Consider the following 14370-nt stretch of genomic DNA (forward strand, 5'->3'; position numbering starts at 1 on the left):
GCCCGCCGGGACGCCGCGGCGCCCGGCTCCTGCGCGCCCGACGACGGCCGGGACCGTCGAGGCGGGCACGATGCCGCCGGTCGATCACGGGAGGCGCCATGGACCCTGTGCTGCAGCGCGCGGAGCTCGCGGCTCTGCGCACCCGTGCCGCCGTGGTGCCGGAGCCGCCGCTCGTGCTCGACGGCTGGGTGTCCCTCGTCGCCGAGGAGTACGCCCTCGCGGTGCTCCGGCTCCGTACGGCGCTCGCCGGGATGCGCGAGGCGATCGCGGCGGCGGAGGCGGCGGTCCGATGACCGACGTCGGCGTCCGCATCTCGGGCGGCGGCTCGCTCGCTGTCGACACGACCTCGATGCTCGCCGCGGCCCGGGTGCTGGAGCGGGCCGCCGACGACCTCTCGAGGCTCGCTGCGAGCCTGGACGCCGCCGCCACGCAGGTGGCGGCCGCCGCGATCCCGCTCGGTGCGGCGCTCCGCGAGTGCCGGGCGGCGCAGCGGTACGCGAGCGACGCGGCCGGCGGCCTCCGGACGGCATCCCTGCGCTACGGCGCGGCCGACGACGCGGTCACCCGTCTGCTCACGACGACCGCCGCCGTCCAGGCCGTGGCGCTCGGCGCGGAGACCGCCGTGCTCGGCCCGGTCGTGCCGCTCGGCGAGTCGTCCCTCGTCGGCGGGGGCCTCGTCCTCGCCCTCCTCGGCGAGATCGCGACCACCGGCCGGATGGGGCCCCAGATGGATCCGGTGGTGCTGCGGGCGCTCCGGCTCGCGGTGTCGTCGTCGGACGACCTGCTCCGCGGCCTCGAGGCGCACGAGACGCCGGCCGACCTCGCGCACGACGACCCGGACGCTCCCGGAGGCACCGCATCGCTCGCCGGGCATGCCGCCGACCTCCTGCCGCGGCAGCCCGGGACCCTGCGGACCACCGTGGTCGACCGCGACGTCGTCGCCGGCCCGGGTGGTCTGGCGGGACTCGCGGCACGCGTTCCCGAACCACCCGCGGGCGCTCCCCAGATCCGCATCGAGGCCTACGGAGACCCGTCTGGCGGCCGCCGCTTCATCGTCTACCTCGCCGGCACGGTCTCCTTCTCGCCGGACTCCGGCGACGAGCCGTTCGACGCCCGCGCCGACCTGGAGGGCGTCGCCGGTCGCCCGTCCGACTCGGAGCGGGCGGTCCTCCAGGCGATGCGGGAGGCCGGCGTCGGCGAGGACGACCCCGTGCTGCTCGTGGGCCACTCGCAGGGCGCGCTGGTCGCGACCCGCATCGCCCAGTCGTCCGGACTCCGGGTCGCCGGGGTCGTGACGCTCGGCGGACCGACCGGGCAGATCGCGCTGCCCGAGGACGTGCCCGTGCTCGCGATCGAGCACGACGACGATCTCGTCCCGGCGCTGCCCGGGCTGCCCGCCGCCGGGGAGGCGGGCCGACGACGGATCGTCGTGCAGCGGTCCGCGGCGGGCGACACGCTGCCCACGATGCCGGGCACGGTCGGCTTCGGACCCGGGCTGCCGACGCACGCCGTCGCCTCCTACGTGCTCACGACGGCGCTGGCGGAGCGGTCGGGCGACCCCAGGGTCGACCGCTTCCGGCATGGGTTGGCGCCGTTCCTCGACGCACGGCACGGCGTCGCGCTGCAGGTGCGGGCGGATCGGGTGCCCGGCGCCGCGCTCAGGCCTGCGCGCCCGAGAGGGGCCGCAGCAGCAGGCCGATGAGCCAGCCGAGCACCCCGAGCACGACGGCGCCGAGCACGCCCCACCAGAAGTCGGCGACCTCGAGGCCGAAGCCGAAGAAGGTGGTGATCCACGCGACGAGCAGGAACAGCAGGCCGTTCACGACGAGCGAGATGAGGCCGAGCGTGAGCAGGTAGACGGGGAAGGCGACGATGCGGATCGCGGTGCCGAGCACGCCGTTCACGATGCCGAAGAGGAGCCCGAGCAGCAGATAGGTGAGGACGACGCCGATCGGGTCGGGCGAGTACGGGACGACCCGGACCGTCCTCAGGCCGAAGGCGGCGAAGACGAGCGTCGTCAGCCAGAGCGCGATGGCGTTGCCGACCACCCGCACCACGAACCGACGCATCCCCCAACTATGGCATCCGGCGATCCGCGGGTCCCGGCCTCCCTAGACTGCCGTGCCGTGACCGATCCCGCCCCCGTCCGCCTCCGGCCGGAGGTCGCCGCGCTCGCCCCCTACCGGCAGGGCAGGGCCGCGGCCGACGGCGGGTTCAAGCTGTCGTCGAACGAGAACCCGTTCCCGCCGCTGCCCGAGGTGGTCGAGGCGGTGACGGCCGCCGCGGCCTTCAACCGCTACCCCGACGCCTCCGCGACCGCGCTGCGCGAACGGCTCGCGCTTCGGCACGGGGTCGAGGTCGAGGGGGTGCACGTGGCCGCCGGCTCGGTGGCGCTGCTCGCCCAGCTGATCGCCGCCGCTGCAGGTCCCGGCGACGAGGTGCTGTACTCCTGGCGCAGCTTCGAGGCGTACCCCGGTCTCGTCGCGGTCGCGGGAGCGACGAGCGTCGCGGTCCCGAACAGCAGGGACGGCGCGCACGACGTCGATGCGATGCTCGCCGCCGTCACGGAGCGCACGCGCGTCGTGCTGGTCTGCACCCCGAACAACCCGACGGGGCCGGTCGTGGCGCAGGCCGAGTTCGACCGACTGCTCGCCGGCCTCCCCTCCGACGTGCTCGTGCTGCTCGACGAGGCGTACCGCGAGTTCGCCACCGGCGCGGGCGGGGCCGACGGCGACGCCGTCGTGATCCGCCAGCGGGAGGGGCTCCAGCGGAACGTCGTGGTGCTCCGCACCTTCTCGAAGGCGTGGGGGCTCGCGGGGCTCCGCATCGGGTACGCCCTCGGTGATCCGCGTGTGCTCGACGGCGCCCGCGCCACCGCGGTGCCGCTGTCGGTCACCGACCAGGCCCAGGTCGCGGCGCTCGTCTCGCTCGACCACGAGGCGCAGCTGCTCGAGCGGGTCGCGCACCTCGCGGCCCGCCGGGACGACGTCTGGCAGGCGCTCACCGAGCAGGGCTGGCGCGTCCCGCGGCCCTGGGGCAACTTCGTGTGGCTCGCGACGGGCGCGGCCACCGACGCCGCGGCGGACGTGTTCGCGAGCGCGGGCATCACGGCCCGCGCCTTCCCCGGCGAGGGGCTCCGCGTGACGATCGCGGAGCAGGAGTCGGTGGAGAACCTGCTGCGTGCGGCGCGGGAGGTTGGAGGAATGCTCCAGTCCTCGTCCTCCGGGCCCCGGATATCGTGATGCGGGGCCGGAGCGGCCCGAACCCGATTCCGGCGCGCTCGACGCGGGCCGGGGCGAGGAGGAGCGTGGCCTCGACCGATCCCGTCGTCCGGATCCTGTCGCACGACGGCGCGCTCGCGCCGACCCCGCCGGCGGAGCCCTACGTGGACCGGGTCGCCGCCCTCGACGAGCAGGCGCTGCTCGGCCTGCTCACCGACATGGTGCGCACCCGCGCGGTCGACGTCGAGGCGGCCAACCTGCAGCGGCAGGGGCACCTCGCGCTCTGGGCGCCGAGCTACGGCCAGGAGGCGGCGCAGATCGGCTCCGGTCGCGCCACGCGCCCGCAGGACGCGATCTTCCCCGCCTACCGCGAGCACGGCGTCGCGCTCGTGCGCGGTGTCGATCCGCTCGACCTCGTCCGGATGATGCGCGGACTCACCCACAGCGGGTGGGACCCGGCCGAGCACGGCGGCTTCCGGCAGTACACGCTCGTCATCGGGTCGCAGACGCTGCACGCGACGGGCTACGCGATGGGCGCGCAGTTCGACAAGGCCACGGCGACCGGGGACCCCGAGCGCGACGAGGCCGTGCTCGTCTACTTCGGTGACGGCGCGACCGCGCAGGGCGACACGAACGAGGCGCTCGTCTTCGCGTCGAGCTACAACACGCCCCAGGTGTTCTTCCTGCAGAACAACCACTGGGCCATCTCGGTGCCCGTCGAGCGGCAGTCGCGCACGCCGCTGTACCGCCGCGCCGCCGGCTTCGGCATGCCCGGCGTGCAGGTCGACGGCAACGACGTGCTCGCGGTGCTCGCGGTCACCGGCGCGCTGCTCGACGACGCCCGCGCCGGACGTGGTCCCGCCCTGATCGAGGCGCTCACCTACCGGGTCGGCGCGCACACCACCGCCGACGACCCCACCCGGTACCGCACGGCCGAGGAGCTCGCGACCTGGACCGAGCGCGACCCGATCCTGCGGCTGCGACGGCACCTCGAGGGGCGGGGCGTCGGCCGGGAGCTGTTCGAAGGCGTGGACGCGGAGGCGGCGGACCTCGCCGCCGACCTGCGCAGGCGCGTGCTCACGCTGCAGGACCCGCCCGTCTCGCTGATGTTCGCGCACGTCTACCAGGAGGCGCACCCGCTCGTCGCCGCCGAGCAGGCGTGGCAGGCCGAGTACGAGGCGTCCTACGGGGAGCAGGCATGACCACCACGTCGATGCCGCTCGCGAAGGCGCTGAACGCGGGCCTGCGACGCGCGATGGAGGACGACCCGAAGGTCCTGCTCATGGGCGAGGACATCGGGCGCCTCGGCGGCGTGTTCCGCATCACCGACGGGCTGCTCGCGACGTTCGGCGAGGACCGGGTGCTCGACACCCCGCTCGCGGAGTCCGGCATCGTGGGCACCGCGATCGGGCTCGCGCTGCGCGGCTACCGGCCGGTGTGCGAGATCCAGTTCGACGGCTTCATCTGGCCCGGATTCGACCAGATCACCTCGCAGCTCGCGAAGCTGACGAACCGGCTCGAGGGACGGCAGTCGTTCCCGGTCGTGATCCGCGTGCCCTACGGCGGCCACATCGGCTCGATCGAGCACCACTCGGAGAGCCCCGAGACCTACTTCGCGCACACGCCGGGGCTCCGCGTCGTCACCCCGTCGACCCCGAACGACGGCTACTGGATGATCCAGCAGGCGATCTCCTCGCCCGACCCCGTCATCTTCTTCGAGCCGAAGAGCCGCTACTGGCCGAAGGGCGAGGTCGACCTCGACCAGCCGGCGGTGCCGCTGCACGCCTCCCGCGTGGTCCGCACCGGCACGGACGCCACCCTGATCGGCTACGGGCCGATGGTGAGCGTGCTGCTCGCCGCGGCCGAGAACGCCGCGGCGGAGGGGCGCAGCCTCGAGGTCGTCGACCTGCGCTCGCTCTCGCCCGTCGACTGGGAGCCGGTCGTCGCGTCCGTCGAGAAGACCGGTCGTGCCGTCGTCGCCCACGAGGCGCCCGGCTTCCTCGGGATGGGTGCCGAGATCGCCGCCGGCATCACCGAGCGGGCGTTCTACTCGCTCGAGGCCCCCGTGCTCCGCGTGACGGGCTACGACGTGCCCTACCCGCCGGCGAAGCTCGAGAAGCTCTACCTCCCCGACGCCGACCGCGTGCTCGACGCGGTCGACCGCGCCCTCGCGTACTAGGAAGGCGACCATGTCCATCTCGCGCTTCGCGCTCCCCGACGTCGGCGAGGGCCTCACCGAGGCCGAGATCGTCTCGTGGAAGGTCGCCGAGGGCGACGAGGTGTCGGTCAACCAGATCCTCGTCGAGATCGAGACGGCGAAGTCGCTCGTCGAGCTGCCGTCGCCGTACGCGGGCCGCGTCGACGCCCTGCTCGTGCAGGAGGGCGAGACCGTGCAGGTGGGCACGCCCATCGTGGCCGTCGCCTCGGGCGACGAGCAGCTCGCGGGCCCCCTGTCGACGCCCGCGCAGGCCGCGCTGCCCGGCGAGGTGCAGGTGCGCGAGCACCCGGCGGAGCCCGAGCCGTCCGGGTCGGTCCTCGTCGGCTACGGCACCGACGTGCATGCCGCGAGCCGCCGCGCCGGCCGTCGGGGCCGCAGCACGGAGCCCGCGCGGCGCGCGGTCGCCGCGCCCGCCCGCCCGCCGATCCGCAAGCTCGCGAAGGACCTCGGGGTCGACCTCGCGACGGTGCAGCCCTCGGGCCCGTCGGGCGAGGTGACCCGTGAGGACGTGCTGCGCACCCACCAGCAGCGCAGCGTGTTCCGCAACGTCGAGACGCCGGCGTGGCCGGACGACCGCGAGGAGCGCATCCCCGTGAAGGGGGTGCGCAAGGCGACCGCCGCCGCCATGGTCGCGAGCGCATTCACCGCGCCGCACGTGAGCGTCTTCGTCGACGTCGACGCCACCCGGACGATGGAGTACGTGCGGCGGCTCAAGGCCTCGTCCGACTTCCAGAGCGTGAAGGTGTCGCCGCTGCTCGTCATGGCCAGGGCGGTCATCTGGGCGGTGCGGCGCAACCAGAGCGTCAACTCGACGTGGACCGACCGCGAGATCGTCGTGCACCACTACGTGAACCTCGGCATCGCCGCGGCGACCCCGCGCGGCCTCATCGTGCCGAACGTCAAGGACGCGCACGCCATGTCGATGCGCGAGCTCGCGAAGGCGCTCGACACCCTCGTCGTGACCGCGCGGGACGGGAAGACGCAGCCGGCCGAGATGGCCGACGGCACGATCACCATCACGAACCTCGGCAGCTTCGGCATGGACACGGGCACGCCGATCCTCAACCCCGGCGAGGTCGCCATCGTGGCGCTCGGCACCATCCGGCAGAAGCCGTGGGTCGTCGACGGGGTCGTCGTGCCCCGGTGGGTGACCACGATCGGCGCGAGCTTCGACCACCGCGTCGTCGACGGCGACGTCGCGAGCCGCTTCCTCGCCGACGTCGCGAGCGTCATGGAGGAGCCCGCGCTCCTGCTCGACTGAGCACGTCGCCGAGCGATTTTGACAATCGTTCTCGATAAGCCGTAGCCTCCGACGCGGACCGCGAGGAGGACCGGATGACGCATCGACGCACGCCCCTCGCCGTCGTCGCCGCCTCGCTCGCGGTCGTGCTGCTCGCCGGCTGCGCGCCGGAGCAGCCGGCGGCCGCCGACACCCGGATCCGGATCGTCACCTCCACGGACGTGTGGGGGGACGTGGCGCAGCGCGTCGGCGGCGACGAGGTCGCTGTCACGTCCCTCATCGCCGATCCCAGCCGCGACCCGCACGACTTCCAGGCGAGCGTGCGCGACCAGCTCGCCGTCGACCGCGCTGATCTGCTGCTCGAGAACGGCGGCGGCTACGACGACTTCCTCGTGCAGCTGGCGCACGCCGCGCATCCGAGGACCGTGCTCGACGTGGCCGCGCTGTCGGGCCGGCCGCAGGGCGCCGACTTCAACGAGCACCTCTGGTACGACCTGCCCACCGTGCGCCGGGTCGCGGCGGCGCTCGCCACGGCGCTCAGCCGTCGTGCGCCGGACGCGGCAGCGGGCTTCTCCGCCCGGCTGCGGGCGTTCGACCGGCAGCTCGACCGGCTCGGGGAGCAGGAGGCGGCGATCCGCCGGGTCGCCGCGGGCCGCGGCGTCGCCATCACCGAACCCGTTCCCCTCTACCTGACCGCCGCGTGCGGGCTCGTCGACCGCACCCCGCCGGCGTTCGCCGCGGCGATCGAGGGGGGATCCGATCCGGCCCCCGCCGTGCTGCAGCGGCAGCTCGACCTGCTGCGGGCCCGGCGCGTGGCGCTCCTCGCGGAGAACGTCCAGACCGACACCCCCGCCGGCGACCTCGCTGTCCGGACCGCGCACGACGCAGCGGTGCCGGTCGTCGCCTTCCGCGAGACGCTGCCCCCGGGGACGGGGTACGTGCGGTGGATCGCGCAGACCCTCACCGACGTCCGCCGGGCGGTCGAGCGATGAGCGCCGCGCCCGTCGTCTCGTTCCGGAAGGCGGCACTCGCCTTCGACGGCCGGGTGCTCTGGCGCGACCTCGACCTCGACGTCGCCGCGGGCGAGTTCGTGGCCGTCCTCGGCCCGAACGGCTCGGGCAAGACGACGTTCCTCCGTGCCGTCCTCGGGCTGCAGCCGCTGTCCGCAGGCACGCTCGCGGTGCTCGGGCGCCCGCCGCGGCGCGGCGACCGGCGCATCGGGTACGTGCCGCAGCAGCGGCTGCTCGACGAGTCGACCCCGGTTCGCGGCGTCGACCTGGTGGGGTTCGGCGTCTCCGGCGGCCGCTTCGGGCTGCCCCTGCCCTCCCGGGGCGACCGCGCGCGCGTCGCCTCGCTCGTCGAGGCGGTCGGCGCCGAGGCCTTCGCCGGACGCTCCGCGGCGCTGCTCTCCGGCGGCGAGCAGCAGCGGCTGCGGGTCGGCCAGGCGATCGCCGACGACCCGCCCCTGCTGCTCTGCGACGAGCCGCTCATCTCGCTCGACCTCGCGAACCAGGCGGTGGTGAGCGGCCTGCTCGACCGCCACCGACGCGAACGGGACGCGGCGGTGCTGATGGTCACCCACGACGTGAACCCCGTGCTCCCGATGGTCGACCGCGTCGTCTACCTCGTCGACGGGCGGTTCCGCATCGGCCCGCCGCGCGAGGTGCTCACCTCCGAGGTGCTGTCGGACCTCTACCGCACCCACGTCGACGTGATCCGCGTGCACGACCGCATCGTCGTCGTGGGCGCCGGCAGCGGGCACGAGGAGCACGAGCACGTCGGCCGGGGGCGCGGCTGATGCGCCTCTTCGACTTCACCGACTACGGCGCGCTGCTCGGGCTCGTCACCAACTCGCTGATCGCCGGGGCGCTCCTCGGGGTCGTCGGCGGCCTCATCGGCTTCTTCGTGCTCGCCCGCGATCTGCCGTTCGCCGTGCACGGCATCAGCGAGCTCTCGTTCGCGGGCGGCGCGGGCGCCCTGCTGATCGGCGCCGACGTCGTCACCGGCTCGATCGTCGGATCCCTGCTCGCCGCCCTGCTGATCGGGGTGCTGGGCGTCCGGGCCCGGGAGCGGAACTCGGTGATCGGCGTGCTCATGCCGTTCGGGCTGGGGCTCGGCATCCTGTTCCTCGCGCTCTACGGCGGCCGCTCGGCGAACCGCTTCGGGCTGCTCACCGGGCAGGTCGTCGCCGTGGACACCCCGCAGGTGCTCGTGCTCGCGGTCGTCGCCGTCCTCGTGCTCGTCGTGCTGCTGCTCGTCTGGCGCCCCCTGCTGTTCGCGAGCGTCGACGAGGACGTCGCGGTCGCCCGCGGGGTCCCCGTCCGCGGGCTCTCGATGCTGTTCATGGTGCTGCTCGCGCTCACCGTCTCGCTCGCCGTGCAGACCGTCGGGGCGCTGCTCGTGCTCGCCCTGCTCGTGACCCCCGCCGCCGCCGCCGTGCGCGTGGCGTCCGGGCCGCTCGCGGTGAGCCTGCTCAGCACGGCCTTCGCCGTGGCCTCGGTCGTCGGCGGGATCCTGCTCGCGCTCGGTGGCTCGATCCCCATCAGCCCGTACGTCACGACGATCTCCTTCGCGATCTACCTCGTCTGCCGGCTGCTCGGCCGTCGCCGGGGCCGCGCGTACGCTGAAGCGCCGTGAAGCGCAACACGTGGCAGCGGACCGCGGTCCGCGAGGCACTGAGCGCCCGCGACGGCTTCGTGAGCGCCCAGGAGCTGCACACCGCGCTCCGGTCGGCGGGCTCGCCCATCGGCCTCGCCACCGTGTACCGCGCCCTGTCGGACCTCGCGGGCGAGGGCGACGCCGACAGCCTGCAGTCCGCCGAGGGCGAGAACCTCTATCGCGCCTGCGTCTCACCCGGGCACCACCACCACCTCATCTGCCGCGTCTGCGGACGCACCGTCGAGATCGAGGCGGATGCGATCGAGGAGTGGGCGGCCCGCACCGCCGCGGCGCACGGCTTCCGCGATCCCCAGCACGTCGTCGACGTCTTCGCCGTCTGCGATCGCTGCTCCTGAGGGGGAACGCCCGCGTTTCACGACGAGCACGGCCCCGTGCGGCCGGTCGTGTAGGCTCGACGGTCGGCCGTGTCCGCGGCAGTGGGCTGCTCCTCGGAGCCGTCCGCAGACAAGTGATCTTGGGTGAGCCCGACGCCGTCCGGCGCGGCTCACGGTAGAGGAGGAATCGTGGCAGGAGTCTGCCAGGTGACCGGAGCCGGTCCCGGCTTCGGGAACAACATCTCGCACTCGCACCGGCGCACCCGTCGCCGCTTCGACGTGAACGTCCAGAAGAAGACGTACTTCGTGCCGTCGCTGAAGCGCAACGTCACGCTGACGGTCTCGGCCAAGGGCATCAAGGTGATCGACGCGCGCGGCATCGAGTCCGTCGTGAAGTCGATCCTCGCCCGTGGGGAGAAGATCTGATGGCCCGCCAGCAGGACATCCGCCCCATCATCAAGCTCCGCTCGACGGCGGGCACCGGGTACACGTACGTCACCCGCAAGAACCGTCGCAACAACCCCGACCGGCTCGTGCTGAAGAAGTACGACCCGGTGGTCCGCAAGCACGTCGAATTCCGCGAGGAGCGCTGATCCATGGCGAAGAAGAGCAAGATCGCGCGCAACCAGCAGCGCGCCGAGGTCGTCGAGCGGTACCGCACCCGCCGTCTCGAGCTGAAGAAGGCGCTCATCGACCCGAGCTCGAGCGACGAGCAGCGCGAGGCCGCTCGCGTCGGCCTGCAGAAGCTGCCGCGCGACGCCTCGCCGGTGCGTCTGCGTCAGCGTGACGCGATCGACGGGCGCCCCCGCGGCAACCTCCGGATGTTCGGCATCTCGCGCGTCCGGTTCCGCGACATGGCCCACCGCGGCGAACTTCCTGGTATCACGAAGTCATCCTGGTAGGTTGCTCCTGGTCGCGGCGCACTGCCCGCGTCGGACCGAGACGTCAGGTATACGGCCCCTCCTGCGAGTGGGGCCGGCTGAGAACAGGTCCGAGGAGGACTAGATGAGCACCGCCACCGAGAAGAAGACCGCCAACCGCAGCGACCTCGTCAGCCGCATCGCGGCCGAGACGGGTCAGCCCCAGAACGCGGTCAACGCCGTGCTCGACGCGCTGCTGACCAGTCTCGCCGAGTACGTGGGCGAGGGCACCAAGGTGACGATCCCGGGTTGGCTCGCTGTCGAGACCACCTCGCGGGCCGCCCGCACGGGCCGCAACCCGCAGACCGGCGAGCCGATCGAGATCGCCGCGAGCACCGGCGTCAAGATCAGCGCCGGCAGCAAGCTGAAGGCCGCCGCCAAGTAGGTCGGCTCCGCCAGCACGACGAAGCGCCGATCCGGGGAACCGGGTCGGCGCTTCGTGCTCTCGGCGGTGGCGCCGCTTCGCGCCGGTCGCCGCTTCGCCGCAGGCGGTGGTGGGGCGCGGCGTACCCTGGATCCACGATGAACCGCGCCGCGCGGGTCGCCTCGCCGGCCCTGCTCACCGCTGCCGCGCTCGTGTCGCTGCTCGCCGCGCTGGCGATCGGCGGCGGGGCCGCGCCGCAGGCCGTCTCCGACCCCGGCGCGATCGTGCGGTACGGGCAGCCGGTCGCGCAGCTGCTCGTGAACCTCGCCGCGTCGCTCGCGGTCGGGCCCCTGGTCGTGGCCGTGTTCGCGCTCTCGCCGCGCGATCCCCGCTGGAACGGCCTGCTCGACACGGCCGCCGCCTCCGCGGCCGTCTGGACCGTCGCGGCCGCGGCGACCGGCTTCTTCTCCTTCCTCTCGGAGTCCGCGCCGCTCACCGTCACGTCGCCCGACTTCGGCTCCCAGTTCCTCTTCTTCCTCACGTCCATCGCGGTCGGGCAGTGCTGGCTCGCGACCACGCTCGCGGCGGCCCTGCTCACCGCGCTCGTCATCGCCGTCCGCTCGCACACCGGCGCGGCCGTGCTCGCGGTCCTCGCCCTCGCGGCGCTCGTGCCGATGGCGTTGACGGGGCACGCCGCGAACGCCCCCGGTGACCACGGCAACGCGATCATCGCGTTCGGCCTGCACATCGCGGGCGCCGCGGTGTGGGTCGGCGGCCTCGTCGCGGTGGTGCTGCTCGCCGCCCGCGCCGGCGGCCGGGGCCTCGCCGACCTCGTGACCCGCTACTCCGCGCTCGCGCTCATCTGCTTCCTCGTCGTCAGCATCACGGGCGTGCTCTCCGCCGCGATCCGTCTCGGTACCTGGCGGAACCTGCTCACCGCGTACGGCTCCCTGATCGTCGTGAAGACGCTGGCGCTGCTCGCGGCCGGCGCGTTCGGTGCCGTCCAGCGGCTGGTGCTCATCCCCCGGCTCGCCGGTGCGCGCGCGCTGAAGCCGTTCCTCGCCTTCGTCGCCGGCGAGCTCGTCGTGCTCGGCGTCGCCTCCGGCTTCGCCGCGGCGCTCAGCCTCTCGGCGCCGCCCGACCTGCCGGTGCCGACGCTCGCGTCGCCCGCCGAGATCCTCACCGGGCTGCCGCTGCCGCCGCCGATGACAGCGCTCACGCTCCTCACCCAGTGGCACCTCGACGTGCTGTGGGCGCTGATCTGCGCGTTCCTGCTCGTGCTCTACCCGCTCGGGGTGCTGCGGCTCCGCCGCCGCGGCGACCGCTGGCCCGTGGGACGCACCATCTGCTGGACCGCCGGCGTGATCGTGCTCTTCTTCCTCACGAACGGCGGCCTCGCGACCTACGAGGAGTTCCTCTTCTCGGCGCACATGCTCCTGCACATGACCCTGACGATGGTCGTGCCGCTGCTGCTCGTGCCCGCGGCACCGGTGACCCTCGCCCTCCGTGCGATCCCCGCGCGGAAGGACGGCACGCGCGGACCGCGTGAGTGGCTGCTGCTGCTCGTGCACTCGCGGGTGGCGAACCTGCTCGCCAACCCCGTCGTCGCCGCCGTGCTCTTCGCCGGCTCCCTCGTGGTCTTCTACTACTCGCCGCTGTTCAGCTGGTCCGCCACCGACCACCTCGGCCACGAGTGGATGACCGCCCACTTCCTGATCACGGGGTACCTGTTCGTGCAGGCCCTCATCGGCGTCGACCCGGTGCCGCGCGCGCCGTTCCCGTTCCGCCTGATCGTGCTGCTCGCCACGATGGCGTTCCACGCCTTCTTCGGGCTCTCGCTGATCGAGGGCGACGGGCTGCTGCTGTCCGGCTGGTACGGCGCGATGGGCTGGGGGACGAGCGCCCTGAGCGACCAGCAGACCGGCGGCGGCATCGCCTGGAGCGTGGGCGAGATCCCGACGCTCGTGCTCGCGATCGGCGTCGCCGTCACGTGGGCGCGCAGCGACGAGCGCGAGGGCCGCCGCCGCGACCGCGCCGCCGACCGCTCCGGCGACGCCGAGCTGCAGGCGTACAACGACATGCTTGCGAACCTCGAGCGCGGGCGGGCGTGACCGGCGAGATCGCCGCAGTCGAGCTCACCGCGGCGCAGCAGGCCGTCGTCGACCGCATCCACGAGGGGACGGGTGGTCCGCTGCTCGTCACCGGGCGGGCGGGTACGGGCAAGTCGACGCTGCTGCAGCATCTCGTGGCCGGCGAGAAGCGCAACGTGGCGGTCTGCGCCCCGACCGGCGTCGCGGCCCTGAACGTGGGTGGCCAGACGATCCACTCGCTCTTCAAGCTGCCGATCGGGCTCATCGGGCCGACTCCGCTCACGCAGGACCGGCAGCTGCAGCGTCTGCTCGGCGCCATCGAGGTGCTCATCGTCGACGAGGTCTCGATGGTGAGCGCCGATCTGCTCGACGCGATGGACCGCTCGCTGCGGATGGCGCGGAACCGCAAGGAGCCCTTCGGCGGCGTCCCCGTCGTGCTGTTCGGCGACCCCTGGCAGCTCGCCCCGGTGCCGGGCGGTCCGGAGGAGCGGGCCTTCTACGCGCAGCAGTACCGGTCGATGTGGTTCTTCGACGCCCACGTGTGGGAGGAGACCGACCTCGAGGTCGCGCAGCTCGCGCTCATCCACCGGCAGCAGGACGACGAGTTCCGGGCCTTGCTCACCGCCGTGCGGCACGGGCACGTCACCGCGGACATGGCGGCGCGGCTGAACCGCGCCGGTGCCCGCCCGCTGCCGGCCGACCCGCCGCTCACGCTCGCGAGCCGCAACGACACGGTGTCGACGATCAACGCGTCGGCGCTCGCGGCACTGCCCGGCCGCGAGGCGACGAGCCTGGCCGAGGTCGAGGGCGAGTTCACGGGGCGCTCCTTCCCCGCCGACGAGGCGCTGCGCCTCAAGGAGGGCGCGCACGTCATGATGCTCCGCAACGACGCGGACGGCCGCTGGGTGAACGGGTCGCGCGGCGTGGTCTCGCGGCTGCGGCCGGGCCGGCTCACCGTCGAGATCGACGGCGTGGGGCACGACGTGGAGCCCGTCACCTGGGAGCGCCACCGCTACACGTACTCGCCCGAGAAGAACGAGCTCGTGCGCGAGGTGGTGGCCGAGTTCCGGCAGCTGCCGGTGCGGCTCGGCTGGGCGGTGACGATCCACAAGGCGCAGGGCAGCACCTTCGACGCGGCGCGGATCGACCTCGGGCGGAAGGCCTTCAGCCCGGGCCAGACGTACGTGGCGCTCAGTCGGCTGCGCACGATCGACGGGCTCTACCTGACGAGGCCGCTCGTGCCCGGCGACGTGTTCGTCGATCCCCACGTGGAGCGGTGGGTCGCGGAGCGGCGTGCGGCGAAGGCGGCCGCGGGCGGATAGGC

At 73.7% G+C, this 14370-nt stretch carries 17 protein-coding genes; 16 read left to right on the forward strand and 1 reads right to left on the reverse strand.

Annotated features, from left to right (window positions below; genetic code table 11):
• The first annotated feature begins 98 nt into the window (after window positions 1–98).
• Window positions 99–293, forward strand: a complete 195-nt coding sequence (locus QDR37_RS06800) for a hypothetical protein (RefSeq protein WP_279712854.1) — start codon at window positions 99–101, stop codon at window positions 291–293.
• Window positions 290–1702: a lipase family protein gene (locus QDR37_RS06805; protein ID WP_279712855.1), complete on the forward strand. Its 1413-nt coding sequence runs from the start codon at window positions 290–292 to the stop codon at window positions 1700–1702. Before QDR37_RS06800 ends, QDR37_RS06805 begins: the two co-directional genes overlap by 4 nt.
• Here QDR37_RS06805 and QDR37_RS06810 read toward each other — a convergent pair.
• Complete coding sequence (locus QDR37_RS06810; protein WP_279712858.1) at window positions 1659–2069, reverse strand: phage holin family protein; 411 nt, start codon at window positions 2067–2069, stop codon at window positions 1659–1661. The genes QDR37_RS06805 and QDR37_RS06810 overlap by 44 nt on opposite strands.
• Window positions 2070–2126: 57 nt before the next feature.
• On the opposite strand from QDR37_RS06810, the gene QDR37_RS06815 reads away from it, so the two are divergent.
• The 14 genes from QDR37_RS06815 to QDR37_RS06880 all read left to right on the forward strand — a co-directional run bounded on the left by QDR37_RS06815 (window position 2127) and on the right by QDR37_RS06880 (window position 14368).
• Window positions 2127–3242 carry a histidinol-phosphate transaminase gene (locus tag QDR37_RS06815; RefSeq protein ID WP_279712860.1) on the forward strand — a complete coding sequence of 372 codons (1116 nt, stop codon included), beginning with the start codon at window positions 2127–2129 and terminating at the stop codon, window positions 3240–3242.
• Between the two features lie 65 nt (window positions 3243–3307).
• A complete protein-coding gene (locus tag QDR37_RS06820) occupies window positions 3308–4423 on the forward strand; it encodes a thiamine pyrophosphate-dependent enzyme (protein WP_279712861.1) in 1116 nt (371 codons plus the stop codon).
• A complete protein-coding gene (locus QDR37_RS06825; protein WP_279712862.1) occupies window positions 4420–5400 on the forward strand; it encodes an alpha-ketoacid dehydrogenase subunit beta in 981 nt (326 codons plus the stop codon). The genes QDR37_RS06820 and QDR37_RS06825 overlap by 4 nt, the downstream gene beginning before the upstream one ends.
• Window positions 5401–5410: 10 nt before the next feature.
• Entirely contained in the window at window positions 5411–6700 is a 1290-nt protein-coding gene (locus tag QDR37_RS06830; protein WP_279712863.1) for a dihydrolipoamide acetyltransferase family protein, read from the forward strand.
• 74 nt (window positions 6701–6774) lie between these two features.
• Window positions 6775–7671: a zinc ABC transporter substrate-binding protein gene (locus QDR37_RS06835; protein ID WP_279712864.1), complete on the forward strand. Its 897-nt coding sequence runs from the start codon at window positions 6775–6777 to the stop codon at window positions 7669–7671.
• A complete protein-coding gene (locus tag QDR37_RS06840) occupies window positions 7668–8477 on the forward strand; it encodes a metal ABC transporter ATP-binding protein (RefSeq protein ID WP_279712865.1) in 810 nt (269 codons plus the stop codon). The genes QDR37_RS06835 and QDR37_RS06840 overlap by 4 nt, the downstream gene beginning before the upstream one ends.
• Window positions 8477–9316, forward strand: coding sequence for a metal ABC transporter permease (locus QDR37_RS06845; RefSeq protein ID WP_279712866.1), 840 nt, complete (start codon window positions 8477–8479; stop codon window positions 9314–9316). Before QDR37_RS06840 ends, QDR37_RS06845 begins: the two co-directional genes overlap by 1 nt.
• A complete protein-coding gene (locus tag QDR37_RS06850) occupies window positions 9313–9693 on the forward strand; it encodes a transcriptional repressor (protein ID WP_279712867.1) in 381 nt (126 codons plus the stop codon). Before QDR37_RS06845 ends, QDR37_RS06850 begins: the two co-directional genes overlap by 4 nt.
• Window positions 9694–9861: 168 nt before the next feature.
• The gene (gene rpmB, locus QDR37_RS06855; protein WP_279712869.1) at window positions 9862–10098 is read left to right on the forward strand and encodes a 50S ribosomal protein L28; all 237 of its coding nucleotides are present in this window, start codon (window positions 9862–9864) and stop codon (window positions 10096–10098) included.
• On the forward strand, window positions 10098–10265 hold the full coding sequence (rpmG, locus tag QDR37_RS06860) for a 50S ribosomal protein L33 (RefSeq protein ID WP_279712871.1): 168 nt from the start codon (window positions 10098–10100) through the stop codon (window positions 10263–10265). The genes rpmB and rpmG overlap by 1 nt, the downstream gene beginning before the upstream one ends.
• A gap of 3 nt (window positions 10266–10268) precedes the next feature.
• Window positions 10269–10574, forward strand: a complete 306-nt coding sequence (gene rpsN / locus QDR37_RS06865) for a 30S ribosomal protein S14 (protein ID WP_279712873.1) — start codon at window positions 10269–10271, stop codon at window positions 10572–10574.
• A gap of 103 nt (window positions 10575–10677) precedes the next feature.
• Window positions 10678–10977: an HU family DNA-binding protein gene (locus tag QDR37_RS06870; protein ID WP_279712874.1), complete on the forward strand. Its 300-nt coding sequence runs from the start codon at window positions 10678–10680 to the stop codon at window positions 10975–10977.
• A 137-nt stretch (window positions 10978–11114) separates the two neighbouring features.
• Window positions 11115–13067: a cytochrome c oxidase assembly protein gene (locus QDR37_RS06875; protein ID WP_279712875.1), complete on the forward strand. Its 1953-nt coding sequence runs from the start codon at window positions 11115–11117 to the stop codon at window positions 13065–13067.
• Between the two features lie 8 nt (window positions 13068–13075).
• Window positions 13076–14368, forward strand: coding sequence for a DEAD/DEAH box helicase (locus QDR37_RS06880; RefSeq protein ID WP_279713576.1), 1293 nt, complete (start codon window positions 13076–13078; stop codon window positions 14366–14368).
• Window positions 14369–14370 lie beyond the last annotated feature (2 nt).

It is taken from the genome of Amnibacterium sp. CER49 (assembly GCF_029846255.1).
In the GTDB taxonomy this organism is placed as follows: Bacteria; Actinomycetota; Actinomycetes; order Actinomycetales; family Microbacteriaceae; genus Amnibacterium.

Bases quoted from the DNA above. Each gene is read 5' to 3' on its own strand.
- QDR37_RS06835 (WP_279712864.1), top strand. From the start codon at position 6,775: ATGACGCATCGACGCACGCCCCTCGCCGTCGTCGCCGCCTCGCTCGCG.
- QDR37_RS06800 (WP_279712854.1), top strand. From the start codon at position 99: ATGGACCCTGTGCTGCAGCGCGCGGAGCTCGCGGCTCTGCGCACCCGT.
- QDR37_RS06805 (WP_279712855.1), top strand. From the start codon at position 290: ATGACCGACGTCGGCGTCCGCATCTCGGGCGGCGGCTCGCTCGCTGTC.
- QDR37_RS06875 (WP_279712875.1), top strand. From the start codon at position 11,115: ATGAACCGCGCCGCGCGGGTCGCCTCGCCGGCCCTGCTCACCGCTGCC.
- rpmG (WP_279712871.1), top strand. From the start codon at position 10,098: ATGGCCCGCCAGCAGGACATCCGCCCCATCATCAAGCTCCGCTCGACG.
- QDR37_RS06810 (WP_279712858.1), bottom strand. From the start codon at position 2,069: ATGCGTCGGTTCGTGGTGCGGGTGGTCGGCAACGCCATCGCGCTCTGG.
- rpsN (WP_279712873.1), top strand. From the start codon at position 10,269: ATGGCGAAGAAGAGCAAGATCGCGCGCAACCAGCAGCGCGCCGAGGTC.
- QDR37_RS06830 (WP_279712863.1), top strand. From the start codon at position 5,411: ATGTCCATCTCGCGCTTCGCGCTCCCCGACGTCGGCGAGGGCCTCACC.
- QDR37_RS06870 (WP_279712874.1), top strand. From the start codon at position 10,678: ATGAGCACCGCCACCGAGAAGAAGACCGCCAACCGCAGCGACCTCGTC.
- QDR37_RS06825 (WP_279712862.1), top strand. From the start codon at position 4,420: ATGACCACCACGTCGATGCCGCTCGCGAAGGCGCTGAACGCGGGCCTG.
- QDR37_RS06845 (WP_279712866.1), top strand. From the start codon at position 8,477: ATGCGCCTCTTCGACTTCACCGACTACGGCGCGCTGCTCGGGCTCGTC.
- QDR37_RS06840 (WP_279712865.1), top strand. From the start codon at position 7,668: ATGAGCGCCGCGCCCGTCGTCTCGTTCCGGAAGGCGGCACTCGCCTTC.